Genomic DNA, 26,989 nt, shown 5'->3' on the forward strand with positions numbered 1-26,989 from the left:
CACAAATTTTTAGATTATTAATTCGTGAATTCGTGGCGGAAAACTTTACACAAAATAAAAAACCGTTCTGAACAATTCAGAACGGCTTTTATTTATCACTTCTTATAATAGACAACCTCTAACTTTCAGGTGTATTCAGTTTACTATTTTTTCGGCTATATGTAAAGTAGATCAATAATCCGATTAATAACCAAATTGTGAAATAAATCCAGTTCCAAACACTTAATTCGGCCATCATGTAAAGACAGCAGATTAATCCTAAAAGCGGAATCAGTGAAAGATTTTTTCTGAAAGCCCAAACCGTTAATCCGGCTAAAACCAATAAGAAAATCCACATTGGAATTTTGTGTTTAAACAAACTAAACCCTGATTCGTATTTTGCCGAATCACTAATTGGCAATCCTTTTACAACCTCAGCATATTTAACCTCATCATCTTGATATTGGCTTAATAAATGTTCCAAATCTGAAGTCTCAGAAGTTTTATTATTTACATCAACGCTTTTTAAATAATTGAAAACTTTTTCAGAATCTTCTTTATTTAATGATGTTACAATTGTTGTCGCATCAAAAGTCTGCGCCTCGTTATTAATAAAAGCCATTGTCGCTTTATTATTGAATGCAAAAGCATAATACAATCCAACAATAATTAAAGCAGGAAGTATATATTTTGAATTCACATAAGGTGTTTTGAATTTTCCTCTTGGAATATCCGGTTTGTTCTGCAATACCAAAACTCCCGCACAAACCAATACAAAGGCAAACAAAGTTCCGATACTGCATAAATCTGTAACCATTGTCAGGTTTAAAAATAAAGCCGGTACTGCTACCACAAAACCAGTTACTATAGTTGCAAAAGACGGTGTTTTGAATTTTGGGTGTACTGTAGAAAATTTCTTTGGTAATAAACCGTCACGGCTCATACTCATCCAGATACGAGGCTGTCCCATCTGAAAAACCAATAAAACACTTGCCATTGCAATTACTGCACTTACAGCAATAATTCCGGACATCCATTTTAAGTGTAATTTATCAAAAACAAATGCAAGCGGATCACCCACATTTAATTCGCTATAACGTACCATTCCGGTTAAAACCAAAGCAATGGCAATATATAAAAGTGTACAGATAATAATTGCCCACATCATTCCGCGTGGTAAATCACGTTGCGGATTTTTACATTCTTCTGCAGTAGTCGAAATAGCATCAAAACCAATATAAGCAAAGAAAACTGCCGAAACTCCTTTTAAAACTCCGCCAACTCCATTTGGTGCAAAAGGATCCCAGTTTGCTGTATCTACATAAAATATACCAACAGCAATAACCAAAAGTACAATACAAAGTTTTACAACTACCATTGCGTTACTCGCATTACGAGATTCTTTCATTCCTCTGTAAACCAAAGCTGTGATTAAAATAATGATAAACAAAGCAGGCAAATCGGCTACAAAATGAAAAGAACCAATTGTTGGTGCTGTTGTCCATGCTGTATAAGAAGCCTGTAATGATGCACTTAAGTTTTCGAATGATTTTCCGCCATGCATTAAAGCTGTAGCATCATTAAATCCGTTTGAAGCTGTTAGGTAATCCATCTGAATCCATTGTGGTAAATGGATTCCTCCACTCTGGAGCAGCGTGGTAAAATAATCGCTCCAGGATATTGCGACCGTTATGTTTCCAACGGCATATTCCATAATTAATGCCCAACCAATAATCCAGGCAATGAGTTCCCCAAAAGCAACATACGAGTACGTATAAGCACTTCCTGAAACCGGAACCATTGAAGCAAATTCTGCATAAGCAAAAGCAGCAAAACTACATGCCAGTGCTGTAAACAAAAACAAGAAGATTACCGCCGGACCTCCATCTGCACTAGCTTTTCCGATTGTACTAAAAATACCGGCTCCAACGATTGCTGCAATTCCAAAAGCAGTTAAATCTCTGGTTGTTAAATGCTTTCCTAATGCATTATGACCGTCTGCTTCGTTTTTTGCAACTTGTTTCAGAATATCCTGTACCGTTTTCTTTCGGAATAAACCTGATAATGCCATAAATGTTTTGCTATTATAAATTAATATATTTCAATTGTGATGGTTTTATTTTGCAAATAATGCAAAAATTATCCTGATTTCAAATATATAAAACGATTTTGTTTTATTGCTATTTATTTTTTGCCACAAAAGCACTAGGACTCAAAGTTTTTTTGCCACCGATTAAAAGGATTAAAGTGATTTTTCAATCTTTATCTAAATAATTTTTCACGCAGATTTCGCAGATTTAGGCAGATTTAATTTTAAATTAGATATAAATAAAATCTGCATGAAATAAAAATCATTCTAATTCTTTTATCCCGATAACTATCGGGAGTGGTTAAAATTAAAATAAAACAAAAAATCCGTGCACATCTGCGTTTTCACGAAGTGAATCCGTGCCATCCGTGTGCCATTCTCACTTAAGACAATTTCTCAAAATACTTACCGGATGCTGTGCTTCTCTGCTTGTTCCGTCAAAAATCTGATGACGACAACTTGTTCCTGCTGCAGCAATTTTTACGTTTTCGGCAGTAGCACGCACTTTTGGGAATAACGTATCCTCTCCCATTTGCATACTCACGTTATAATGTTCTTTTTCATAACCAAAAGAACCCGCCATTCCGCAGCAACCCGAATTGTAAATGGTAACTGTATTATTTTTTGGCAGATTTAACATGGCAAAGGTCGCTTCAACAGAACTCAAAGATTTCTGATGGCAATGTCCGTGAATTTTTATCTCTTTAGTTTCTTCCGAAAAAGAATCAGCTTTGATTTTTCCGTCGACAATTTCTTTTTTAAAAAATTCCTCAATCGTAAAGGCATTTCCTGCTAATTTCTCTGCAGCTTCTTTATCATCCGCTAAACGAAGATATTCATCTCTAAAAGTCAAAATAGCCGAAGGTTCAATGCCAATTAAAGGCGTATTACCCGAAACCAGATCTTTAAAAACCTTTACATTATGATTGGCAATTTGTTTCGCCTCTTCCAGAAATCCTTTAGAAAGATAGGTTCTTCCGCTTTCTTCATGATCTACAATCAAAACCTGATATCCTAGTTTTGTCAACAATTCAAATGCGTCAATTCCAATATTTACATCATAATAATTCGTGAATTCATCCACAAACAAATACAATCTTCCATTTGGAAAATCGGTCGTTTTAGGTTTATTATTTTCGTGCCATTTTCTGAAGGTCTTTTTAGCCAATAACGGTACTTGCCTTTCCGGTGCAATTCCCATTGTTTTTTTCACCAAAGCCTGATTCGATATAAAATTGGTAATCGACGGGAATTTACTTCCCATTTTATTCAGCTTGGCATTGTTGGCAAAAATCTTATTTCGCGTAGAAAATCCGTTTGCTTTTTGATATTGGTATAAAAATTCTGCCTTTAAAGTAGCTACGTCTACGTTACTCGGACATTCGCTCGCGCAGGCTTTACAGCTTACACACAACTCAAAAACTTCGTATAATTCTTTCTGGTCAAATTTATTTTCTTTTTCAGAATAAGTAAGATATTCTCTCAGCGCATTGGCTCTCGCACGCGTTGTTTCCTTTTCATTTTTAGTCGCCCGATAACTCGGACACATAGCTCCTCCTGCCGATGGTAATTTCCTGCAATCACCCGAACCGTTGCATTTTTCAGCAGCACGCAAAATCCCCATACTATCCGAGAAATCCTGAAACGTTTTAATATCCGGTTCTACCCTGCCCGAAACGACACGATGATTTTCGTCCATTTTCAAAGCATTTACAATCTTTCCAATATTCAAAACCGAATTAGGATCGAATGCTATTTTTAGTCTTTTCAGTAACTCATAATTTTTATCCCCAATCATAAACGGAATAAACTCACCACGCACAATTCCGTCACCATGCTCTCCGCTTAACGAACCTCTGTATTTTTTTACCAAATGCGCTACATCAGTTGCAATGGTTCTAAACAATTTTAAATCAGCAGTTTTCTTCAAATTCAAAACCGGACGCAAGTGCAATTCTCCGGCACCGGCATGTGCATAATAAATCGCTTCCTGACCGTGACTTAACATCATTGCCGAGAACTCTGCAATATAATTGGGTAAATCGCTCAACTCAACCGCCGTATCTTCAATAGAATCTGCCGCTTTGTTATCACCAACAATACTTCCTAAAAGTCCCAGACCCGCTTTTCTCAGTTCGTTGGCTTTATCAATATCAGCACCATAAATTTTTACCTTAGCATAACCAAAATTATATTTTTCCAGATCGGCAATTAAATCATTAGCCTGTTTTTCAGCATCCTCCAGCGTATGTGCTGCCACTTCAAACAACATAATTGCTTTAGGTTCTCCTACCAGAAAAAAACGATTTTTAATATGTTCACGATTTGTCTTCGTGCAATCCAGAATCGTGTCATCGATCATTTCACAAGTGTACAAATGATGCTTCATTGCCACCACGACAGATTCCAGCGATTCCTGAATCGTATGATAATGTCCCACCACCATAATATTATGAACAGGAGGCAAATCATCTACTTTTAAGGTAACCTCGGTAGTAAAAGCCAAAGTTCCTTCACTTCCGCAAAGCAGTTTTCCTAAGTTAATGGTAGATTCAGTTCCGCCAAATAAATCTGATTTTAGCAGGATATCAACCGCATAACCTGTATTTCTTCTATGAATTTCTGGTTTTGGAAACTCTTTTACAATTTCGTCCTGCACTTCTTTAATCGAAAGCTCGTCGTAAATCGTTTTGTATATTTTATTTTCTAAAGTGTCCCCTTTTGTTTTCTCTATAAATTCTTCGGCAGTCAGGTCTTTAAAAACTACTTCAGAACCATCGCTTAATATTGCTTTAACCTCAGCAATTTTATCACGTGTGACACCATATCGAATCGAAGTCGTTCCAGACGAGTTATTCCCTACCATTCCGCCAATCATCGCACGATTTGATGTTGATGTAATTGGGGCAAAAAATACACCATGAGGTTTTAAAAATAAATTCAGCTCATCGCGAATTACACCTGGCTGAACTGTAACGGTTTTCTTTTCGGCATCATACGAAATGATTTTTGTAAAATGCTTCGAAACATCAATAACCAATCCGTCTCCTACTGCCTGCCCTGCCAATGATGTTCCTGCAGTTCTTGGTGTAATCGAAATATTATGCTCAGCTGCAAACCGTATTAATTTAACAATATCGGCTGTCGTTTTAGGCAATGCCACTGCATTTGGCCTTATTCGATACACCGACGCATCTGTAGAATAAAGTGTTTTATGAAGTTCATCATATAAAAGTGTACCCTCGAGAGTACCAGCTAATTGCTCTAAATGAGATTGGGTCAACATGGAAGTGGTGCTTTTGTGTAAAAATATATTCTGAAAATACTGAGTTAGCAAATATAAAAATATAGCAGTTTAAATTGATATTAATTGTGATTTTATCCCATTTTCCTATTGGATCTTATAAATTTCTAAGAGAATCCTGTAAAGTATTCCACTTTTAAAATCTCCAATTTTAGGATTTTACTTTCTTATGTCTTTCTTATTAAAGAAAATTTTCTGCGATTTATAATCTACGACGTTATCACAACTAAATTCTCACAATAAAAAAACAATTAAAAGTCAATTACTTTTCACAATTCAAAAAACGCATAAAAATGCAAATAAACATCTTCCCAACCTTTGAATTCAATGAAAATCAGTTTTAAACTACCTAAATCAGTTTTGTTTTATCTTTTACAAAAATACAAATCTAATTCAAATATAAGGCTCCACAATTTTTTTTTAGATAATCAAAACTAACCCTAAACAAAACAATCCCTCTTAAATAAACCACTAAAACAATGAATATCAATTAGTTAACTATAAACAAATTTAAGAAAATTCTTAAATCACAGCTTGAAAAACTTACTAAAACCAAATCATCTCAAAACAAAAACTGCATTATTATGCATTATTAAGGAAATTTTACAAAATTTCGACATAAAATTGCTATGTTTTAAAAATATTTTATACATTTCGGCCCTCTAACCATTAATTAACCCTTATGAAAAAAAAGCATTTAGTTCTTTTACTTTTCATTTTTGGAATACTAACCAGTTATTCGCAAAACAATCTAGTAAAAGGTAAAGTTACAGACGCCAGTGGCAACACACTACCAGGCGCAAATATTGCAGTACAGGGAACCAAAGATCAGACCTCAACCGGGACTGACGGTACCTTTTCTATCAAAGCAAATCAAGGACAGGTACTTCTTGTTTCTTATATTGGCTTTAATACCAAAGAAGTCATAGTAAATGGCAGCAATATGAATATCGTAATTTCAGAAAGCGCCCAGACTTTAAACAATGTTACAATTGTAGGTTCTATGGGTATTGTTAGAAACAAATCATCTTTAGGATATTCGGTACAGGAAGTAAAAGGAAAAGAAATTGCCGAAACGCAGCGTCCTAACTTTGCAACAGCGCTACAAGGGCGTGTTGCAGGTCTTACGGTAACCAGTACTTCGGGTGCTCCGGGTGCTTCTGCCGCAATTCAGTTAAGAGGTGTAAATTCGCTTAGCGGAAGCAACTCTCCTTTGTATGTTATTGACGGTTTACCGGTGAGTAACGAAACTATGAATCAGAATTTAACTATTTCTGATGCTCCAAACAGAACTCAGGATTATACCAACAGAGGTGCCGATATTAATCCGGAAGATATTGAATCTGTAGTAATCTTAAAAGGTCCGGAAGCTGCTGCACTTTACGGAATGCAGGCCGGAAACGGAGCAATTGTTATTACGACCAAAAAGGGAAAAAAAGGAGTTGGAAGACTTACTTACTCTACCAATACCCGTTTTGATAATCTATACCGTTTTCCGGAAATACAGAGAGTTTACCAAAGAGGTTCTGACGGAGTAAACAATCCGGATTACAGAAGACAATTTGGAACGGCTTACGATCCGGGAACTAAATTTTACAACAATGTAGAAAACTTCTTTAAAACGGGAGTATCAACTACTCATAATTTATCGTTTGAAGCCGGTACAGAAAGTACTTCATACCGCTTATCTATCTCAAATTTAGATCAGGAAGGCGTTATACCTAATACAGGCTACAGCCGTCTGACTGCAAATTTGAATGCTTCTGCAAAATTATCTTCAAAATTAAGATCTGAGGCTTCTTTTAATTTCACAAAATCAGACAATCAAAAAGCAGCCAAAGGAGCCGGACAGGCAGTACAAATTCCAGGTATTTCAGGCGCAGGATATTTACTTTCGTTATTAACCTGGCCAGCAAATGACGATGCCAGCGTATATTTGAATGCTGACGGAACCAGAAGAAAAATTACAAGTGGTGCTTTGGATACCGAAACAGATAATCCGTTTTGGGATGTAAACAAAAACTTGTCTGAAGATTTCAATAATCGTTTTATTACCAATGTTGGTTTAGTTTACGATCCAACTTCATGGCTTAACTTTACCGGTCGCGTGGGCTGGGATGTAAATTCTGCTCAGGGTTACAGAGCAATTCATCCGGAATCTGCTGCCGGAATCTCTTCTCAGGGGTATATTGAATCCTACTATTCTAATACGAGTAATTTAAACACTACTTTATTAGCTACAGCTAAAAAATCATTCGGAAAATTCAACACCAAAATTATGGTGGGTAATGCTGTAAACGATAACGATTTTAGAATTTTATCTACAACAGGAAGCAAATTCTTTGATCCTAATTTTTATTCAATCAATAATACAGATGCTTCTACGCAAAGATCTCAGGAAAGAATTATTCAGAGCCGAATTATAGGTTTCTTCTCTGAGATGAGTTTTGATTATGACAAACTTGTTTATCTAACTTTAACAGGGCGTGAAGACTGGACTTCTGTATTACCGGATCCGTTTTTCTATCCTTCTGTTGCATCAAGTTTTGTTTTCTCAAACTTAAATGGACTTAAAGACAAAGAAACATTTTCTTACGGAAAATTCAGAATTTCGTATGCTGAAGCTGCTAATATTCCGTCGCCATATTCTGCAGAACCGGTTTTTACTCCTCAAGGTACAACAGACGGAGGTTATGCTTATGGTGTTACGGGAGCAAATGCCTATTTGAAACCTGAATTTCGTAAATCATTTGAATTGGGTACAGAATTAAAATTCTTCAAAAATCGCGTTGGACTGGATGTTGCAGTATATAGCACCAAAACAATCGATCCGATTTTGAAAAATATGCGTTTAAGCTACGGAACCGGATTTGTGGTTACGTCTGCTAACTTTGGAGATTTAAAAAATGAAGGTTTAGAAATCACCGTGAATGCTACGGCTGTGAAAAAGGAAAATTTCTCATGGGATGTAAGCGCTAACTTTAGCAAAACACGTTCAGAATTATTGAATCTTCCTTCTGTAATTTCAGAATATTATGTTTCTGATACCTGGCTTTACGGGAATGTTCGCGGAGGTGTAACTGTCGGAAATCCATTAACAACTTTAACAGGGAATGATTATTTAAGAAACAATGCCGGCGCACCTTTAATTGATCCAAACACAGGTTATCCTTTAAAAGATCCGAACTTTAAAATTGTAGGAGACAGAAATCCTGATTTTATGCTTGGTCTGCAAAATACATTTGTATACAAAAACCTAAGTTTATCTTTCTTATTAGACATTAGAAAAGGTGGTGATATTTACAACGCAACAGAATTCTATTTGTACCAAAACGGTTTGTCTACCAAAACTCTGGACCGCGAACAAACCAGAATTGTAAAAGGTGTTTTGAGAGACGGTTTAGAAAATTCGGCTAACCCTACGCAAAACAATATTCCGGTACGTCCAAGTGTACAAAACGAATATTACAGAACAGGTGCGATCGATGCCGATTTTATCGAAAAAGACATCAACTGGCTAAGAATGAGAGACATTACTTTAAGCTATCAAATGCCTTCAGAAATCCTGAAGAAAACGTTCATCAACAATCTTTCTCTATACCTGACTATGACAGATGCTTTTATTATTACCAATTATACCGGAGCAGATCCTTCGGTTAACGGAACTAATGCATCAACCGGAGGTGCCGGAGGAACAGGTTTTGACTTTGGGGTAACCTCTACTCCACGAGGTTTGAACTTAGGATTAAAAATCGGACTTTAATTAACTGACCATGAAAAACATAAAAACATATATAGCAGCATTAGGTCTTGTAACTACAATGATTTCCTGCAATGATTTAGAAGATATAAACGTAAATCCAAGTTTTCCTGTTGATGTTTCGGCAACAGCATTAATGCCGCCAATTGAACAGCAAATGGCGGTTGGATTACAATTTGACAACCGTTGTTTAGGGCGATACACTCAAAATTTTAGTATTGCAACTGTTGGTGCAACAGGAAGCGAATGGGATCGCTTTGGTTATCAAGCCAGTAGTGATACCGGAGGAGAAATCTGGAAAATGACCTATTTTGCCATTGGTCTAAACTTAAGCAAACTACAGGAAAAAGCAATTGCTGAACAACGTCACGATATTACTGGTATTTCAAAAATTATCAGAGCCTGGACATGGCAGGTTGCAACCGATTATCACTCTGAATTAATTGACTTTGATCAGGTTTTTACGCAACGTCTTTCTTTTGATTATGTTTCGCAGGAAAAAGTATATGCAGAGGTGGTACGTTTATTAAATGACGGAATGACGGATCTGGCGCGTACAGACGGAAATATTTCGCAGACTTATACAGCCGGAGGAGACAAAATGTATGGTGGTGACCGCTCAAAATGGGTTAAATTTGCCTATGGTGTTTTGGCCAGAAACCTTAACAATCAAATCAATAAAGCAACGTATGACCCAAATAAAGTAATTGAATATTGCGATAAATCATTGGCTTCTAACGCAGACAATGCTGTAACAAAATATAACGGAACTGTTTCTGCCGATATCAACTTTTATGGCCCGGGAAGAAACAACTTTAATACGTTTCGCCAATCTGATTTTGCAGTAAGAACTATGAATGGAGTAATTTTTAATGGTGCAGTCGATCCAAGAATGGCACGAGTTCTAGCGCCTTCTGTTGGACTTTCTGAAACTGCCCCTGCATCTGCAGCAAATCCGGATCCGAGTAAATATACTTTTAATGGAAATCCGTTAAACACGACAGCTTCAACCGTTGCAACAAACCTAAGCAGAATTCCAAATTTTTACGGAACATATGCAGCAGGAACGATTTCAACTCCGGGAAGATATCTTTTTAGAGATAAAGCCAATTTTCCGATCATGACTTATTCTGAAATTCAGTTTATTAAAGCCGAAGCAGCTTTCATTAAAGGAGATAAAGCAATGGCCCTTGAAGCTTACAAAAAAGGAATTGATGCCAGCATTGATTTTGTAAATTCAAATACGGTTGTAAGTACTACTTTTCCAATTACCTCAACTATCACAGCTGCAGAAAAAGCTGCTTTCTTAGCCAACGTAAATATTGTTCCTGCCGCTGCAAATTTGACTATTGCACAGATTATGCTTCAAAAGTATGTGGCTTTATACGGTTTTGGATTATTGGAAACCTGGACTGATATGCGTAAATATCATTACAACACAGATATTTATAAAACAATGACTTTTACTCCAAACGGAGGATTGTTTGTTGACAACAACGGAAAATTGCCCTACAGAGTTCGTCCGAGATTTAACTCAGAATATGTTTGGAACTTTGATGCTTTAAAGGCCATTGGCGCTGACAAAGTAGATTACCATACCGAAGAAATGTGGTTTTCTAAACCGTAATTTTTTATAAATTAAAAAGCTAAATCAAATGAAAAATATATTTAATAGTTTTAAAAAGTGCCTGATTCCGGTTCTGGGTGTACTGGCACTTACCTCTTGTGGTGACGAAAATGATTTTACCCCTTATCAGACTAAAGACGGAATTGCAAATGCCTCTAATGTAAAATTTGTACATGCCGCTGTTGGTCCAAACGGAACTAATTTTCAAATCAATTATTTTACAGGTTCTGAAAAAATCTCCGCTGTAGGTGTTACAACCGGTATACCTATCGGAATGGGCTATGGAGCACAATATCCGGCGCCGATTAATTATACTCTAATGAAACCCGGAACACAGCCTTTAAGCATTTTAACGCCTGTTGTTCCGGCAACTGCAACAAAACCGGAAGTTCCGGCAGTGACTATTTATGATGGAAATATCGTAACCGAAGCCGGAAAAAATTACACTAGTTTCTTATTGTCGACGCCACCATCAGTATCGCCGCCTGTTTATTCTCTTTATCAGTTAAATGATGATTTATCGGTAGCTAATTTAGATCCTTCAAAAGCTTATATTCGCTTTATAAATGTAATCAGTAATTCTGCTCCTGTTGGATATGATTTAGGCATTCTAAAAGAAACATCTTTAAGTGGTGCAGTACCTGTTACAACAAAGGAAATCTACACCTATAGAAATGTAACTTTTAAAGGAGGAGACGAAAAATACATTGCCATAGAACCACAAAGTCCAATAGATACTCGTGGTTATCAGTTACAGCTTCGTGTGGCGGGTTCTCCAACAAATGTTCCGGGAACCATTACAGGTACAACAATTGCAAATCTTGCTAATACACCTGCAGGTACCGCTTTTGTTCCAAGAGCAGGCAGAATTTATACCATTTTTTGCCGTGGAATTGTTGGTGGAATACCAAACGCAACAACAAATATTCCAACGCTTGCCTTTATTACCAATAAATAATTTTAAAAATTCGAACCACTTATAAATCAAAAGTGGTTCGAATTTAATATTCAATTTTTCTTTTTATGCTTTATTAAACGTAATTTTAATTGCAATTTAAACTTTTGTATTATGTTTCAATCCTTCAAAAAAATCACTTTTATTTTATTTTTGATCATTTGTAATTTGTCGAATGCATGTTCTTCAACAAAAATTATTAAAAGTAAAATCAATAGTATCAATAGCGAAATCAAAACAGGAGCTGATAATTTCGAAAAATATATTCCTTTACTAAAAGGCAAAAAAGTGGGTGTTATCACCAATCAAACCAGTATTTTAAGCAATAAAACACATTTGGTAGATTTTTTACTGGAGAAAAAAATAACCATCAAAACCATCTTTGCTCCCGAACACGGATTTAGAGGAACTGCCGATGCCGGCGAACATGTCGTAGATGGAAAAGATGCCAAAACCGGGCTTTCAATCGTTTCACTTTACGGAGATAACAGAAAACCTAAAAAAGAACAACTAACCGGAATTGATGTAATGGTTTTTGATCTGCAGGATGTTGGAGCGAGATTCTATACCTATATTTCGTCTTTGCATTATGTGATGGAAGCTTGTGCAGAAAACAATATTCCGTTAATTATCTTAGATCGCCCAAACCCAAACGGAAGCATTGTTGACGGACCTTTACTTGAAAAAGAATTTACAAGTTTTGTAGGAATGCACCCAATTCCTATTTTGCATGGAATGACAATTGGGGAATATGGTAAAATGATTAATGGCGAAAAATGGCTTAAAGACGGAATACAATGCAAACTGACTGTAATCCCTTGTTCCAATTACAAAAGAGATATGCCGTATAGTCTTCCGGTAAAGCCTTCACCAAATCTTCCGAACGATCAGGCAATAAATCTCTATGCCAGTTTATGCTTATTTGAAGGAACGAATGTAAGCGTTGGAAGAGGAACCGAAAAACAATTTCAAATTTATGGTTCTCCCTTTTTAACCAAAGGAAGTTTCTCCTTCACTCCAAAACCTAATTTTGGGGCAAAAGAACCTGTTTACAACGGACAGGAATGTTATGGTGAAGATCTTTCTGCTGCTTCAAAAGTAACGCAGTTCGAATTGCACTGGTTGCTAAAAGCATATCAAAACACGAGCGACAAATCTAAGTTTTTTAATGCCTTTTTTACAAAACTGGCAGGAACAAAAAAGCTACAGCAGCAAATAGAATCGGGCGTTTCAGAGAAAGTTATTCGCGATAGCTGGAAAAAAGATCTGGACGCTTTTAATACCATGCGAAAAGCGTATCTGCTTTATTAAACCAATCTTTTTAACCTCATTTTAATCTTATCTAATTTTCTGTTTTTATATAAAACGGTAGTTTATAATACAAAATATCAAAAGCATTCAATCAAAAAATATTGGTTTTAAAAATCCACAAAAAAAAGAAAAATGAATAATAAAAATCCTGAAACTGAACAAGAGTCTTTATACAAAGACCTGGATCAAATGAGTGTTAAAGAGTTACTCATCAACATTAATACAGAAGACAAAAAAGTGCCGGATATTATCGAACAGCAGATTCCGAAAATAGAAAAACTGGTAAAAGCAATTGTAAAAAAAATGCAATTGGGCGGCCGGTTATTTTATATTGGAGCCGGAACTTCGGGACGTATCGGGATTTTGGATGCTTCAGAATGTCCACCAACTTTTGGTGTTCCGCATGATATGATTATTGGGATTATTGCCGGCGGCGACACCGCTATCAGAAAAGCGGTTGAAAATGCTGAAGATGATACCGAACAAGCATGGAAAGATTTAGCTAAATTTGAGATTTCGAGTCTGGATTTTATTATTGGAATTGCGGCTTCAGGAAATACCCCTTATGTTTTGGGTGCTCTTAAAAAAGCTAAAGAATATAATATCAAAACAGGAAGTATTTCCTGCATCAGTAATGGACTTATTGCTCAGGAAGCAGATCATCCGATTGAGCTCATTGTTGGCCCGGAATTCCTGACCGGAAGTACAAGAATGAAAGCCGGAACAGCTCAAAAACTGACTTTGAACATGATTTCGACTTCGGTAATGATTAAACTCGGAAAGGTGAAAGGAAACAAAATGGTAGACATGCAATTGTCTAACGAAAAACTGGTAAAACGCGGCATCAAAATGATTATGGAAGAACTTGGAATCGAATATGAAATAGCCGAAGAATTACTGCAAAAACATAAAAGTGTACGCGCCGTGTTGTTAGACCACAACAGCAAAAAATAAATTAATTTCTAAATCTCAGCCAAATGTCATCAACCACAATTCTAATTTTCATATTTGTATATTTTGGTCTTCTGCTTTTAATTTCTAATGTAATTAGCAAAAAAGGACAAGACAATGATTCTTTCTTTAAAGCAAATAAAAATTCTAAATGGTATTTAGTTGCTTTTGGTATGATTGGAACTGCACTTTCCGGGGTGACCTTTATTTCGGTACCGGGTGAAGTAGGTTCGCCAAACGGAGAACAATTCAAATATTTTCAGTTTGTTTTAGGAAATGCAATTGGATTTATCATCATTGCAAAAGTCCTGCTTCCACTCTATTACAGAATGAATCTAACCTCGATATATAGTTATATAGAACAACGAATGGGAGTTAAAAGTTATAAAACTGCCGCTTCTATATTTTTAGTAAGCAGAACCGTAAGTTCAGCATTTAGATTGTATTTGGTTGTGATTGTTTTACAACGTTACGTTTTCAATGATTTTAATATTCCGTTTCCGGTGACGGTGCTTTTAGCTCTTATGCTGATTTTTCTATACACTTTCAGAAGTGGTTTAAAAACAATCATTATTACAGACACTTTACAAACGTTCTTTTTAGTAAGTTCTGTTTTTATCACTATTTATTTTGTTTGTGACAGTTTAAATTTAACTGTTCTTGAGTCGGTTTCAACCATTCAGAAAAGCAACTATTCTAAAATATTTTTCTTTGATGATTTCTTTACCAGCAAATATCATTTTGTAAAACAAATTTTAGGAGGAATGTTTGTTACTATTGCAATGGTTGGACTGGATCAGGATTTAATGCAAAAAAATCTGAGTTGTAAAAACATTGGCGAAGCTCAAAAAAACATGTTCACTTTTACGGGAATTTTTGTGGTAATCAATATCATATTTTTAAGTTTAGGAGCATTATTGTATATCTATGCCGAAAAAAACGGTGTATCAATTCCTCTGGATACAGCAACAAATAAACCAAGAACCGACTTGCTTTTTCCCGAAATTGCCTTAAATCATTTGTCAATTGTCCCTGCATTTGTTTTTCTTTTAGGAATTATTGCAGCTACTTTTGCCACTACAGATTCCGCTTTAACCGCTTTAACAACCTCTTTTTGCGTAGATTTTCTTGGAATGGATAAATCTGAAAATCTGGACAACAAAAGTAATGTAACCAAAAGACACTGGGTACATTTTGGATTTTCAATCTTACTTTTTGTAGTCATTATTATTCTTAATTCATTTAATGATGCTTCTGTAGTAGCTTTAATTTTTAGAGCAGCATCCTATACTTACGGTCCATTGTTAGGATTATATGCTTTTGGATTGTTGCAAAAATCACGATTAGTAAACGATAATCTGATTCCGTTAATCTGTATTATTTCTCCAATACTAACTTACTTTTTAAGTGAACATTCCGCACAATTGTTTGGCTATACCTTTGATAATGAATTAATCATCATAAACGGATTGTTTACCTATATCGGAATATATTTTACCAGTAAACGTTCCAGCGAAAGAATCTCTTTTTAATTGCCCAAAATACCATTTCATGAAAAATGCCATTATTAAAATAGGTTTATTTGCTGCTATGCTTTTTTTTATCATCAATTGTGGTGTTTCTAAAAAAAGCAAACCAACAGTTGTAAAAAATCAACCTGTTTCTACAGAGAACAAAGAAGTATATACGCCAAAAAACAAATCCGAAAAGAAACCTTTTGTCAAAAATTCTGATGCCGAAAATCGTTGGACAGACAGTATTTACAGCATAATGACACTGGATGAAAAACTGGGGCAGTTATTTTTTGTTTCAGCATATTCCAATAAAGATTCCGTACATGTCAATAAAATAAAAGATTTAGTTGCCAACTATAAAGTAGGTGGTGTAATATTTTTTCAGGGCGGACCGGTTCGTCAGGCGAAATTAACCAACGAATATCAGGCAAAAGCCAAAATCCCGTTGTTTATTGGGCTTGATGCCGAATGGGGATTGAGTATGCGTTTAGATTCTACTTATGCCTATCCCTGGAACATGACTTTGGGAGCGATTCAAAACTTAGATTTAATTGAAAAAGTAGGACGAAATATGGGTAGCGAATGTAAAAGAATGGGAATCCATTTCAACTTTGCTCCTGTTCTGGATATCAATACCAATCCTCTGAATCCTATTATTGGCAATCGTTCTTTTGGCGAAAGCAAAACAAATGTTGCCAACAGAGCCACTGCAATAATGAAAGGAATTCAGAGTCAGGGCATTTTATGTACCGGAAAACACTTTCCCGGGCATGGAGAAACCTCAGCAGATTCACACAAAACACTTCCTACGGTTTCTTCGACCAAAGAACATATTGACGAAGTGGAGTTGTATCCCTACAAACAGCTTTTTGATGAAGGTTTAGCTTCTGTTATGGTCGCACACCTAAATATTCCGAGTTTAGAATCCCGCGAAAACATACCTTCTTCTGCTTCTTATAACATTGTAACAGAACTGCTTCAAAAACAATTGGGTTTTGACGGACTGATTTTTACGGATGGTTTAGGAATGAAAGGCGCCAGTAATTTTAAAGGTGTTGGTGATCTTGAGTTAGCCGTTTTACAAGCTGGAAATGATATTTTCCTTTGTCCGGACGATGTTCCGCTTGCATTAGAAAAACTAAAAACTTTTTATACAAACGGAGAAATTACAGAAGAACGCCTCGCACATTCCGTTAAAAAAATTCTGCATTATAAATTTAAAGCTGGTTTGAATAAATACAAAGCAGTCGATCTGAAAAATTTACAACAAGATTTAACGAGCCCGGATAAAGACGCACTTCAATACACTTTATTTGAAAATGCTGTTACCGTTTTAAAAAATGAAAAAGAGATTCTTCCGATCAAAAATCTGAATCAGAAAATTGCTTATGTAAAGTTGGGAGAAGATGTAAATAGTGATTTTATCACCACTCTAAAAAAGTACACCAATATTACAGAAGTTTCAAATACCAATATCGATTCATTAAACACCGAATTAAAGAAATATGACTTGGTGATCGTGAGTTATCACAAGGTAAATAAGGCATGGGAAAAACAGGATTTTAATTCAACCGAATTGTTTTTTCTCAACAAAATAGCCGAAAACAACAAGGTAATTCTTGACGTTTTTACCAAACCATATTCATTGCTTCCAATTCAAAATTTTGATGCTATTGAAGGATTGGTCGTATCGTATCAAAATACTCCTATTTCTCAGATTGTTTCTGCTGAAATTCTATTTGGAGCAAAAGATGCTAAAGGAAAACTACCTGTTTCTATCAATGATAATTTTAAAGTAAATGACGGTTTAATTACGGAAAAAGTAGATCGTTTAGGTTTTGAAACACCGGAAAATGTAGGAATGAATTCTGCTATTCTTTCTAAAATAGATGCCATTGCCCAAAAAGCAATCGACGGAAAAATGGCACCGGGAATGCAGGTTTTAATAGCCAGAAAAGGAAATGTTGTTTTTCAGAAATCATATGGATATCATACTTATAATAATGATGTAAAAGTTTCAAATACTGATTTGTATGATGTTGCTTCGATTTCAAAAATGATTTCTACGCTCCCTAATGTGATGCAATTGTATGATAAAAACAAAGTCACGCTGGACACAAAACTGGGAACGATGCTGCCGCTTTTTGCAAAATCGAATAAAAAAGACATATCGTTTAAGGATTTACTAAATCATTACGCAGGATTAATTGCGTGGAGTCCGTTCTATAAAGCAACAATTGATGCCAAAGGTTTTCCGCTAGAAAAATATTATCGAAAAATTCAAGAGAAAAATTTTACTACCAAAGTAGCCGATAGTCTTTTTATTCGAAATGATTATCATGATACAATAATGAAATTTATCGCCAACTCGCCAGTTTCTATTAAAAAAGAATACAAATACAGTGATTTTACTTTTATTATTTTAAAAGAATATCTGGAAAGAATTACGCATCAAAAATTGGAGGATTTAAGTCAGGAAAACTTTTTCAATTCTATTGGAATGAATTATACCACCTATAATCCATTATTGAAATTTGACCGAAATGTTATTGCTCCAACAGAAATTGACACCTATTTCAGACATCAGCTTATTCAGGGGTATGTGCACGATATGGCCGCTGCCATGGAAGGCGGAGTTGCTGGTCATGCCGGAATTTTTTCGAATGCCATGGATGTTGCTAAAATGATGCAGCTTTTTCTGCAAAAAGGAAGTTACGGTGGAGAACGCTATTTTTCGGAAGCTACATTTGACACCTTTAATACCTGTTTTTACTGCGCTCAGGGTGTTGAACGTGGTTTAGGTTTTGACAAAAGATTAGGAAAAGATGGTCCAACTTGCCAATGTGCTTCAGCTTCGAGTTTTGGTCATACCGGTTTTACTGGAAATATGGCCTGGGTTGATCCGGCAAATGAAACCGTTTATGTTTTTTTATCCAACAGAACTTATCCGGAAGTTGGTGAAGAAGGAAACAAACTGGCAAAAGAAAAAATTCGGGAAGACATTCAGAAGATTATTTATGAGTCTATCATCAAATAATGTTTGAAAAACGCAATAATCTAACACATAGTCCCGACGCTTCGGGATAGATTTTATACATGCAAAAGAATACAAAAAGAAATCCATTTCTTTCACATAACCAGTCCCGATCCCGCAATGTCATTAAGGTAAGCTTTTAGAAAATAAAATTATTGCAAATCAAATCCGTGTTTATCCGTGTTTTTACGAAGTAAATCTGTTTTATGCGCGTCAAAATTAAACACTGATTTTACTGATTCGCTAAAGCGAAAACGCTGATAAAAACTGATTTTTCTAATTACTTTCTTAATTAAACTGTTAAGTAATTTTATAAATTTCCTCTTAACTTAATGACATTGAACTATCGGGAGCGTGAAAAAATATTTAACACATAGATTTAATTTGGAAATCAACACGGAATCTATGCGTTAAAACTAATTACATCCAACGCGTTAAAATTCAATTTTTAAAACATTTTTGCACCGCTATCAACAAACTTTTTGATTTTGGGACTTTTAGGATTTAGCTCTGTTACGATAGCATCTATTTTGTCAAGACCACAAACTTTATGCGGCATAGTACCATTTATTTTGTCTGAAGTGGCCAGAACAATTATTTTGTCTGAAGCGCTGATCATTTCTTTTTTAATAACCGAAACTTCATACCCCATTTCTGTAAGCCCCTGATTTACATCTAAACTACTAACACCCAAAAAGCAAACATCGGCCTTAATTTTAGACAATACCTGAACTACATCGATACCAATTGTGACCATCGCTTTTTTTTGCAGTTTTCCGCCAATAAAAATCAACTCGATGTTGGGGTGCTGAGACAGTTGCATAGCGATTGGTAAACTATAAGTATATATTGTAGCAGTAAAATCTATTGGAATGAGTTTACAAAAAGACAAATTTGTAGTACCTCCACTCATTATAATCACCTGTCCTTCACTAAGAAACGACAGTGCTTTTTTACCCACTGCCATTTTTTTATCCTCATTGATAATGGTAATATCAAATACATTTTTAGACTTATCTTTTACCAGAAAAGCGCCGCCGTATACTTTATCAATCAGTCCTTTGTTATGTAATTCGTTAAAATCCCGGCGTATAGTATCTTCAGAAATGTTTAGTTCCAAAGCCAAATCAATAGTATTGATTTTTTCTACAGTATTAAATTTACCCAGTATAAATTGATGTCTCTCTTTTTTTAGCATTTTAATTTTTTAATAAATTTAAAATTAACGCATTACGAAAATCAATATCAAAAATACATTTTTTCAGAAATCGACTTGCGTATCAAATATAAATAAAAAAAATATAAATCAATGCGTTATTATGCATTTTATTATAATTCAAACAAATAAGTTGCATAAACTGGCATTATTTAAAAATAATTCCTATTTTTAGAATCTCTAACCAATCAAATATTTTAAAATGAAAAAACTGTTATTTATTTTATTTGGAATTATTTTATTTGCGCAGCCCATTTTTGCCCAGACAAAAACCGTAACCGGAACAATTAAAAGTGAAACAGACGGACTTTCTCTGCCAGGAGTATCTGTTCTGATCGAAGGATCATCTAAAAGTACCGTAACCGATTTAGATGGAAAATTTAGTATCGCGGTAGACGAAAATGAAACACTTGTTTTTAGTTTCGTTGGATTTACTACTAAAAAAGTTAAAATTTCTTCTGGTACTTCTGTAGTTAATCTTAGAATGGCTGAAGAACTCAATACACTTTCTGAGGTTGTAGTACTAGGATCAACCGTTCGTGCCACTCGTAAAGAGCTTGGTAATGCGGTTACAAGTCTAAAAGCAGAGGATTTAGTAAAAGCCCAGCCAGTTGGCCTTACCAGTGCTTTGCAAGGAAAAATCGCAGGCGCACAGGTTTCTCAAAACTCAGGTGATCCGGCAGGAGGTTTCAGTATTAAACTTAGAGGAACTTCTTCTATTTTAGGATCTTCAGACCCTTTATATGTAATTGATGGTGTAATTTTAAATAATGCCACGACCAATGTAACCAACTTAAATGTAACGACAGGAAATTCTAATATGCAGATTGGTCAGAACAGATCTTCAGACATTAACCCTAACGACATTCAAAGTATCGAAGTATTAAACGGTGGTGCAGCTGCCGCCATATATGGATCGAGAGCTGCCAATGGTGTAGTTTTAATTACAACTAAAAAAGGTGTTGCCGGCGAAACAAGATACACGTTCGCAACCAGCGTAACCTCAAACCATATCAGAAAAAAAATAGACATGAATATGTCTGACAAACAATTTGTAAACAGTTCGCCTGCTTTATTCCCGATTCAGGGAAATCCGGCGAGTCCAACTACAGTAAATGTTTTGGGAAGAAATCTTGAAACAAGAACTATAGACGTAAAACGATACGATTATCAGGATGATATTTTCACTACCGGAGTTGGTACAGATACTTACTTCTCTTTACAAGGTGGAGATGACAAAACAAAATATTTTGGATCACTTGGTTACTTATCCAATGAAGGAATCATAAAAAACACTGATTTTAAAAGAATTGGTGCTAAATTAAGGCTAAAACATGAATTCAATGCCAAATTATCTGCAACTGTAGGATTGAATTATGTAAACTCAAGTTCAAACGAAAAGCCAGATGGAAACGTTTTCTGGAGCCCTATAAACTCTATAAATATTACCAACAATACTTACGACATTAATCAAAGAGATATAAATGGTAACTTATTAGCCGTTGATCCAAACAGGGTAAATCCGCTTTCTATTATAGAAACCTTTAAAATCAAGCAAAATACAGATCGTATCATATCAGATCTTCAACTGAACTATGTGCCTTTTAAAAACTTCAATGCCGATTTAATTTTTGGTATTGATAATTACAACCAACGAGGAAATGTGTACATCCCAAGATATCCTTACACGGTAAATCCTGCGTATTACAACGATGGTTATGTATCTGAAGCGACAAACAGAGTGGTACAATTCAATAACGATCTGAACTTAAGATATCTTTGGAATATTGATCAAAATTGGAAATCTACCACTTATGGAGGTTACAACGTTCAAACCTATCGTGATGATTTTGGAGCTATTGAAGGCCGAAACTTAAAACCGTTTATTGAAACTATTAACGCTTTTAATACTTTAATTCCGGGTTCACCAAGTGCAAGCCAGTCCAAATACAATTTATGGGGTTTTTATCTTCAGGAAACTGTTGGATTTAGAGACCGATTATACATGACTTTGGCCATCAGACAAGATGCTTCGACTATTTTCTCCAGCGATAACAGATCTCAATTTTATCCAAAAGCGAGTTTAAGTTATGTTCTTTCTGATGAAAAATTCATGGCAGGAATTCATGATGTTGTAAGCTCAGTAAGATTAAGAGGATCTTGGGGGAAATCTGGAAGTTTAACTGCTATTAAACCTTATGCACGTTTTACAAACTATTCTACAGGAACACTTTTAGGAAATAGTACCTTTACTATGGAAGGACTTAAACAAGGAAACTTAGATTTAAGACCAGAACAAAGTGTTACGTATGAAATTGGTGGAGATTTTGGTTTCATCAAAGACCGTTTAAACTTATCGTTTAGTTATTACAATGCCGATATAGATGATTTGTTGTTACCAGTTCAGCTGGCAGCGTCTGAAGGTGCTACGAATACCATTAAAAATGTTGGACAAATGAACAACAAAGGATACGAAATCAATCTGAAATATGACCTTATCAAAAAAGAAAATGTACATCTTGATGTTTTTGTAAACTATAGCAGCAACCGAAATAAAGTAACAGGTTTACCGCAAAAACGCTTTAAATTAGACAGTAACTTAGCCGGTGCACCCGTTTTTGTCGAAATGGACAAACCAATCGGAATTTTCTACGGCACTTATTTTGCCCGAAATGCTGATGGAAGTTTATTGCTAACACCTACCGGATATCCGCAAACTGAAAAAGGTGATGTAAATACAGGAACTCCGCAAAGAGATGCTTCCGGACAACCTACCGGAACTATTCTGAACAAAGAAATCGGAAATCCAAATCCGGATTATATCATCGCATTTGGCGCTAATATGAATTACAAAAAATTCGGCTTATCTGTATTATTTGACGGCGTTCAGGGTGTGGATGTTTTTGATGCCGATTACAGAACCAGACAAGGTGTAGGTTCAGGAACTTTAGTAACAAAAGAACTTAACGGAGAATTACCACGTGGTTACATCTGGTCGGTTTATAATGTAGAAGAATTTAGAGTTGTTGATGGAAGCTACTTAAAACTAAGAGAAGTTTCTTTAAACTATTCTTTTGGAAAATTAAATAATTTCTTTGATGATTTAACCATTACAGCAAGTGGAAGAAACCTTATTTCATGGGATAACTTCACTAGTTTTGATCCGGAAACCAATTCAGGCGGACAATCTTCTGTTGCGAAATATAATTTTGGAACGGTGCCAATTCCTAGCTCATACACTTTAGCTGTAAAAGTTCAATTTTAATCTAATAAAAACATTATGAAAAAGATATTCATCCCTATAGTAGCCCTTTCATTACTTTTTATCAGTTGTAATGAAGATTATTTAGACCCGACCAAACCCTCTCAGGAGTTAGTTTTTGGAACCAGAGACGGAATTATTGGTGCGGCAAACGGTTTACAACAACTTTGGACCATAGACAGAACAAGTCCGGTTTATAATACCATTACCGGAAATGGTTTCACAACAAAAGAATTGCGATTACTAAACGCAGGAAACGTTGACGAAGGTGAACTTTCTGTTGGTGGCGAAGTTCTTTCAACAAAAAACAACGTTGTAAATAATTTATGGTCACAATGCCTTGTGATTAAGTCAGAATCTCAAAAAGTAATTGATCATGTTGATGTTTTAACCACAGAAAATGAGAAAGCAAGTGTTTTGGTTCATGCCTCTATTTTCAAAGCAATGGCCATCACTACTCTTGTGCAGTATTTTCAGGCTGTCCCTTTAAAAACAGCAAAAAACGCCACTTTTGACACCAGAGCTGATGTACTAAGCGAAGCTATTAAAATTCTGAAAGCGACAGAACCTTTATTGGATAAAGCAACAGGATTTTCAGGCTTAGTAGCCGGTATTAACTACAAAAATACTGTTTATGCACTTTTAGCCAGAACCTATTTAATGGCGGGAGATTATGATAATGCTATCACCTATGCCGGAATGGTAGATCTTTCTGCAAAATCAGTATTTGGTTTTGATCAGATAAGTGCAAACCCGATTGCCTATATTTCGATCACGACAAACAATGTTTTTCAGCCTGTTGATCTGACTTTAGGATTACCGGCAGATTTAGCACCTATAAGTTCTGACGGAAGGCTGAATTTTTACATCAAACCAGGCTCTAACCCTACAACTGCAACCGGTTTTTTTGATTCAAATTTAAAACCAATACCATTATACTTACCAGGCGAAATGATATTGATTAAAGCAGAAGGATATGCGCGAAAAGACAATTTACCTCAGGCCATTATAGAATTAAACAAAGTGCTGACTAAAACTGCCGCAGGAGATACCTATGGAATTGGAGCTAATCTTGCTCCTTATGCCGGAGCGGTTACAAAAGCAGCTATTTTGACTGAAATTTACCGAAACCGTTGTATCGAAATGTACATGTCGAGTTTGAAACTGGAAGACAGCAGAAGATTTGAGCGTCCTGGTGCAGGTACAGCCGGAGCCGAAAGAAACCGTAACTGGTATCCTTACCCGGATTCTGAAAGAAACAACAATACAAACACTCCACCAGATCCGGCAATATAAATGAATAAAAATGGGGACTAATTTTATGTCCCCATTTTATTAAATACATAGTATTTGAATTAAGAAAAATTCATAAATCTACCTTTCATGAACAAGAATATTAGCGCACTTTATCAAATTGCGCAAAAAGAAACCCGAAAAATTATTGGTTTAATGTCTGGCACATCATTAGACGGGCTTGATATTGCTTTATGCGAGATTTCGGGATCCGGAGAAAATACTGCCGTAAAACTTATTCAGTTTGAGACCATTGATTATTCGGAAGAAATTAAAATTGAAATTCGTAAAGTATTTGCCAAAAAAGAAATTGATTTCCAACATTTGGTTGTCCTTAACGAATGGATTGGTCTACTGCATGCTGAAATGATCAATACCAGTTTAAAAAAATGGAATATCACTTCTGATTCAGTCGATTTAATAGCATCGCATGGACAAACGGTTTTACATGCTCCAAAATTTTTGCATCAGCTGGAAAAATTTCCAAATGCTACTTTGCAAATTGGTGATGGTGATCACATTGCTATTAAAACCGGAATTATAACATTGTCAGATTTCAGGCAAAAGCATATAGCTGCCGGCGGCGAAGGAGCTCCATTGGCTGTTTATGGGGATTATTTTCTATTCGGAAAAAAAGGAGAAAACCGAATTATGCTTAACATGGGCGGTATTGCCAATTTTACTTTTTTACCTGCTTCATTAAACGCCAATGAAACGTTTGTAACCGATACAGGAACCGGAAATACTTTAATTGATCTTTTTGTAAAGCATTATTTTCCCGAAAAAAGCTATGACAAAGATGCCGAAATTGCCAAACAAGGAACAGTAAATCAGGTTTTATTGCACAATTTAAAAGACAATTCCTTTTTCCAGCAGGAGTTTCCAAAAACCATCGGACCGGAACTATTTGGTGCTGAATATGTAAAAGACGCCTTGAAAAAAAGTGCAATCGAAACCATCTCTGCTCCGGATTTATTAGCAACACTCTCCCGTTTTACTGCCGAAACAATTGCAGAAGCTATTCAATATGCCGTAAAAAATACCTCAACCCCTATTCAGGATTTTAAAATCTATATGTCTGGCGGAGGAACAAATAATCCTTTAATCGTAAGCTGGCTGAAAGAATTATTGCCTTGCCAATTTTATAAAAGCGATGATTTAGGAATTTCAAGCGATGCCAAAGAAGCGGTTTTATTTGCCATTTTAGCCAACGAAACAGTAGCCGGAGGAAACTTTGATTTTGGATCACAAAAAATCCCATCCATTACAATGGGAAAAATCTCCATGCCAGATTAAAACAAATTACTAACAAACCAAATCTAATTACAAAACCAACCCAAAAATGAAAGATCGTATAATTTCAGTCGATGTATTAAGAGGACTTACTGTCTTATTAATGACTTTAGTAAACAATCCCGGAAGCTGGAGCTATGTCTATCCGATATTAGATCACGCAAAATGGAATGGCTGCACTCTGGCCGATTTAGTATTTCCGTTCTTCATCTTCATCGTCGGAATTGCAGTTCCTTTAGCAATGCCCGTTAAAAAAGACAATACTGAAAACGTCACTAAAATTATCACCCGATCATTGCGTATTTTTTGCTTAGGGCTCTTTTTAAGCTATTTCTATTCGATTCATTTTATGGGTTTACAACCCGGAATTCTTCTTTTATGCATTCGTTTATTTTTTACCTTTTTAGTTGGTTATGCCTTAATTGGTGATTTCAAACCCAAAACAAAAACCATATTAGCAGTTACCATTTTTATAATTCTAATTGGCTTAGCATACAGCGGACATGAAAATTTTGCCAAAATAAGATTACTCGGTGTTTTACAACGCATTGGTATTGTTTACTTTTTTGTTTCGATTATCTATCTAAAAACCAATATAAAAACGCAAGCCATATTAGCAGCTAGCATCTTATTGGGATATTGGGCAATAATGACACTAATTCCTGTTCCTGATGTAGGGCATCCAAATCTCGAAGTGGGAACCAATTTTGCCTCTTGGCTTGACAGTGTTTTACTCGAAAACCATATGTATATCGAAACTAAAACCTGGGATCCTGAAGGTTTATTAAGCACATTACCCGTAATAGGAAACGGTTTGATAGGTTTGCTAATTGGTCAATTACTGATTCAGCCAATGCCAAAAATAAAAATTAATAAAATAATGACTGGTATAAGCTTCGTATTAATACTTCTCGGTTTAGTATGGTCTTTAGTCTTCCCTATAAATAAATCAATATGGACCAGCTCTTATGTTTTATTTACAGCAGGCTTGGCTCTATTATTGCTTTCGATAATATATTATATAATTGATGTTTTAGGATACAAAAAATGGACAACCTTCCTATTAACCTGGGGAGTAAACCCGATGATTGTATTCTTTGTTTCCGGGATTTTACCGCGAGCCCTGACAATGATTAAAATTCAGGATCCTGAAAATATTTCAGATACAATCAACGTTAGAGATTATGCCTACCATTTTTGGATTAGTCCGCTTTTTGAAAATCAGCTGCTTTCATCCCTAACTTATTCTATAATTTACATCCTATTATGGAGTGGTGTGTTATGGTATTTTTACAAAAAGAAAATGATTTTTAAAGTCTAATTTCTTAAGAAAAACCATAATTAATATTGCAAAATTTAAATTTCTTATAATCATCTAAAAAAACTATTTTTGGTTTCTGT

At 35.4% G+C, this 26,989-nt stretch carries 14 protein-coding genes; 11 read left to right on the top strand and 3 right to left on the bottom strand.

All coding sequences use genetic code 11. The features are described from left to right. Window positions 1-118: 118 nt before the first annotated feature. Window positions 119-2,050, bottom strand: coding sequence for an amino acid permease (locus OLM51_RS17510; RefSeq protein WP_264551886.1), 1,932 nt, complete (start codon window positions 2,048-2,050; stop codon window positions 119-121). 397 nt (window positions 2,051-2,447) lie between these two features. Continuing rightward, window positions 2,448-5,354 carry an FAD-binding and (Fe-S)-binding domain-containing protein gene (locus OLM51_RS17515; protein WP_264551887.1) on the bottom strand — a complete coding sequence of 969 codons (2,907 nt, stop codon included), beginning with the start codon at window positions 5,352-5,354 and terminating at the stop codon, window positions 2,448-2,450. 700 nt (window positions 5,355-6,054) lie between these two features. Between OLM51_RS17515 and OLM51_RS17520 the strand changes: the two genes are divergently transcribed. The 7 genes from OLM51_RS17520 to OLM51_RS17550 all read left to right on the top strand — a co-directional run bounded on the left by OLM51_RS17520 (window position 6,055) and on the right by OLM51_RS17550 (window position 18,527). Further along, on the top strand, window positions 6,055-9,135 hold the full coding sequence (locus OLM51_RS17520) for a SusC/RagA family TonB-linked outer membrane protein (protein ID WP_264551888.1): 3,081 nt from the start codon (window positions 6,055-6,057) through the stop codon (window positions 9,133-9,135). Window positions 9,136-9,145: 10 nt separating this feature from the next. Further along, window positions 9,146-10,759, top strand: a complete 1,614-nt coding sequence (locus tag OLM51_RS17525) for a SusD/RagB family nutrient-binding outer membrane lipoprotein (RefSeq protein ID WP_264551889.1) — start codon at window positions 9,146-9,148, stop codon at window positions 10,757-10,759. A gap of 28 nt (window positions 10,760-10,787) precedes the next feature. After that, window positions 10,788-11,717, top strand: a complete 930-nt coding sequence (locus OLM51_RS17530; protein ID WP_264551890.1) for a hypothetical protein — start codon at window positions 10,788-10,790, stop codon at window positions 11,715-11,717. Window positions 11,718-11,828: 111 nt separating this feature from the next. Continuing rightward, window positions 11,829-13,025: a DUF1343 domain-containing protein gene (locus OLM51_RS17535; RefSeq protein ID WP_264551891.1), complete on the top strand. Its 1,197-nt coding sequence runs from the start codon at window positions 11,829-11,831 to the stop codon at window positions 13,023-13,025. Between the two features lie 132 nt (window positions 13,026-13,157). Beyond that, window positions 13,158-13,979: an N-acetylmuramic acid 6-phosphate etherase gene (gene murQ, locus OLM51_RS17540; protein ID WP_264551892.1), complete on the top strand. Its 822-nt coding sequence runs from the start codon at window positions 13,158-13,160 to the stop codon at window positions 13,977-13,979. A gap of 23 nt (window positions 13,980-14,002) precedes the next feature. Then, a complete protein-coding gene (locus OLM51_RS17545; RefSeq protein WP_264551893.1) occupies window positions 14,003-15,508 on the top strand; it encodes a sodium:solute symporter in 1,506 nt (501 codons plus the stop codon). Between the two features lie 19 nt (window positions 15,509-15,527). Continuing rightward, a complete protein-coding gene (locus tag OLM51_RS17550) occupies window positions 15,528-18,527 on the top strand; it encodes a glycoside hydrolase family 3 N-terminal domain-containing protein (RefSeq protein ID WP_264551894.1) in 3,000 nt (999 codons plus the stop codon). A 445-nt stretch (window positions 18,528-18,972) separates the two neighbouring features. Here OLM51_RS17550 and OLM51_RS17555 read toward each other — a convergent pair whose 3' ends face one another. After that, window positions 18,973-19,722 (bottom strand): DeoR/GlpR family DNA-binding transcription regulator, encoded by a 750-nt coding sequence (locus tag OLM51_RS17555; RefSeq protein WP_264551895.1) that lies wholly within the window; start codon window positions 19,720-19,722, stop codon window positions 18,973-18,975. Window positions 19,723-19,942: 220 nt separating this feature from the next. Here OLM51_RS17555 and OLM51_RS17560 point away from each other — a divergent pair, with 220 nt between their 5' ends. The 4 genes from OLM51_RS17560 (at window position 19,943) to OLM51_RS17575 (ending at window position 26,909) form a co-directional block, all read left to right on the top strand. Next, window positions 19,943-23,005, top strand: coding sequence for a SusC/RagA family TonB-linked outer membrane protein (locus OLM51_RS17560; RefSeq protein WP_264551896.1), 3,063 nt, complete (start codon window positions 19,943-19,945; stop codon window positions 23,003-23,005). A gap of 15 nt (window positions 23,006-23,020) precedes the next feature. After that, on the top strand, window positions 23,021-24,298 hold the full coding sequence (locus OLM51_RS17565; protein WP_264551897.1) for a RagB/SusD family nutrient uptake outer membrane protein: 1,278 nt from the start codon (window positions 23,021-23,023) through the stop codon (window positions 24,296-24,298). Window positions 24,299-24,385: 87 nt separating this feature from the next. Further along, complete coding sequence (locus tag OLM51_RS17570) at window positions 24,386-25,591, top strand: anhydro-N-acetylmuramic acid kinase (RefSeq protein ID WP_264551898.1); 1,206 nt, start codon at window positions 24,386-24,388, stop codon at window positions 25,589-25,591. Between the two features lie 46 nt (window positions 25,592-25,637). Beyond that, window positions 25,638-26,909, top strand: a complete 1,272-nt coding sequence (locus OLM51_RS17575) for an acyltransferase family protein (protein ID WP_264551899.1) — start codon at window positions 25,638-25,640, stop codon at window positions 26,907-26,909. The last annotated feature ends 80 nt before the right edge of the window (window positions 26,910-26,989 follow it).

Source organism: Flavobacterium sp. N2038 (assembly GCF_025947185.1).
Taxonomy (GTDB): Bacteria; Bacteroidota; Bacteroidia; order Flavobacteriales; family Flavobacteriaceae; genus Flavobacterium.

Excerpts from the sequence above, each read along its gene's own strand:
- OLM51_RS17510 (WP_264551886.1), bottom strand. The coding sequence starts at position 2,050 with ATGGCATTATCAGGTTTATTCCGAAAGAAAACGGTACAGGATATTCTG.
- OLM51_RS17515 (WP_264551887.1), bottom strand. The coding sequence starts at position 5,354 with ATGTTGACCCAATCTCATTTAGAGCAATTAGCTGGTACTCTCGAGGGT.
- OLM51_RS17520 (WP_264551888.1), top strand. The coding sequence starts at position 6,055 with ATGAAAAAAAAGCATTTAGTTCTTTTACTTTTCATTTTTGGAATACTA.
- OLM51_RS17525 (WP_264551889.1), top strand. The coding sequence starts at position 9,146 with ATGAAAAACATAAAAACATATATAGCAGCATTAGGTCTTGTAACTACA.
- OLM51_RS17530 (WP_264551890.1), top strand. The coding sequence starts at position 10,788 with ATGAAAAATATATTTAATAGTTTTAAAAAGTGCCTGATTCCGGTTCTG.
- OLM51_RS17535 (WP_264551891.1), top strand. The coding sequence starts at position 11,829 with ATGTTTCAATCCTTCAAAAAAATCACTTTTATTTTATTTTTGATCATT.
- murQ (WP_264551892.1), top strand. The coding sequence starts at position 13,158 with ATGAATAATAAAAATCCTGAAACTGAACAAGAGTCTTTATACAAAGAC.
- OLM51_RS17545 (WP_264551893.1), top strand. The coding sequence starts at position 14,003 with ATGTCATCAACCACAATTCTAATTTTCATATTTGTATATTTTGGTCTT.
- OLM51_RS17550 (WP_264551894.1), top strand. The coding sequence starts at position 15,528 with ATGAAAAATGCCATTATTAAAATAGGTTTATTTGCTGCTATGCTTTTT.
- OLM51_RS17555 (WP_264551895.1), bottom strand. The coding sequence starts at position 19,722 with ATGCTAAAAAAAGAGAGACATCAATTTATACTGGGTAAATTTAATACT.
- OLM51_RS17560 (WP_264551896.1), top strand. The coding sequence starts at position 19,943 with ATGAAAAAACTGTTATTTATTTTATTTGGAATTATTTTATTTGCGCAG.
- OLM51_RS17565 (WP_264551897.1), top strand. The coding sequence starts at position 23,021 with ATGAAAAAGATATTCATCCCTATAGTAGCCCTTTCATTACTTTTTATC.
- OLM51_RS17570 (WP_264551898.1), top strand. The coding sequence starts at position 24,386 with ATGAACAAGAATATTAGCGCACTTTATCAAATTGCGCAAAAAGAAACC.
- OLM51_RS17575 (WP_264551899.1), top strand. The coding sequence starts at position 25,638 with ATGAAAGATCGTATAATTTCAGTCGATGTATTAAGAGGACTTACTGTC.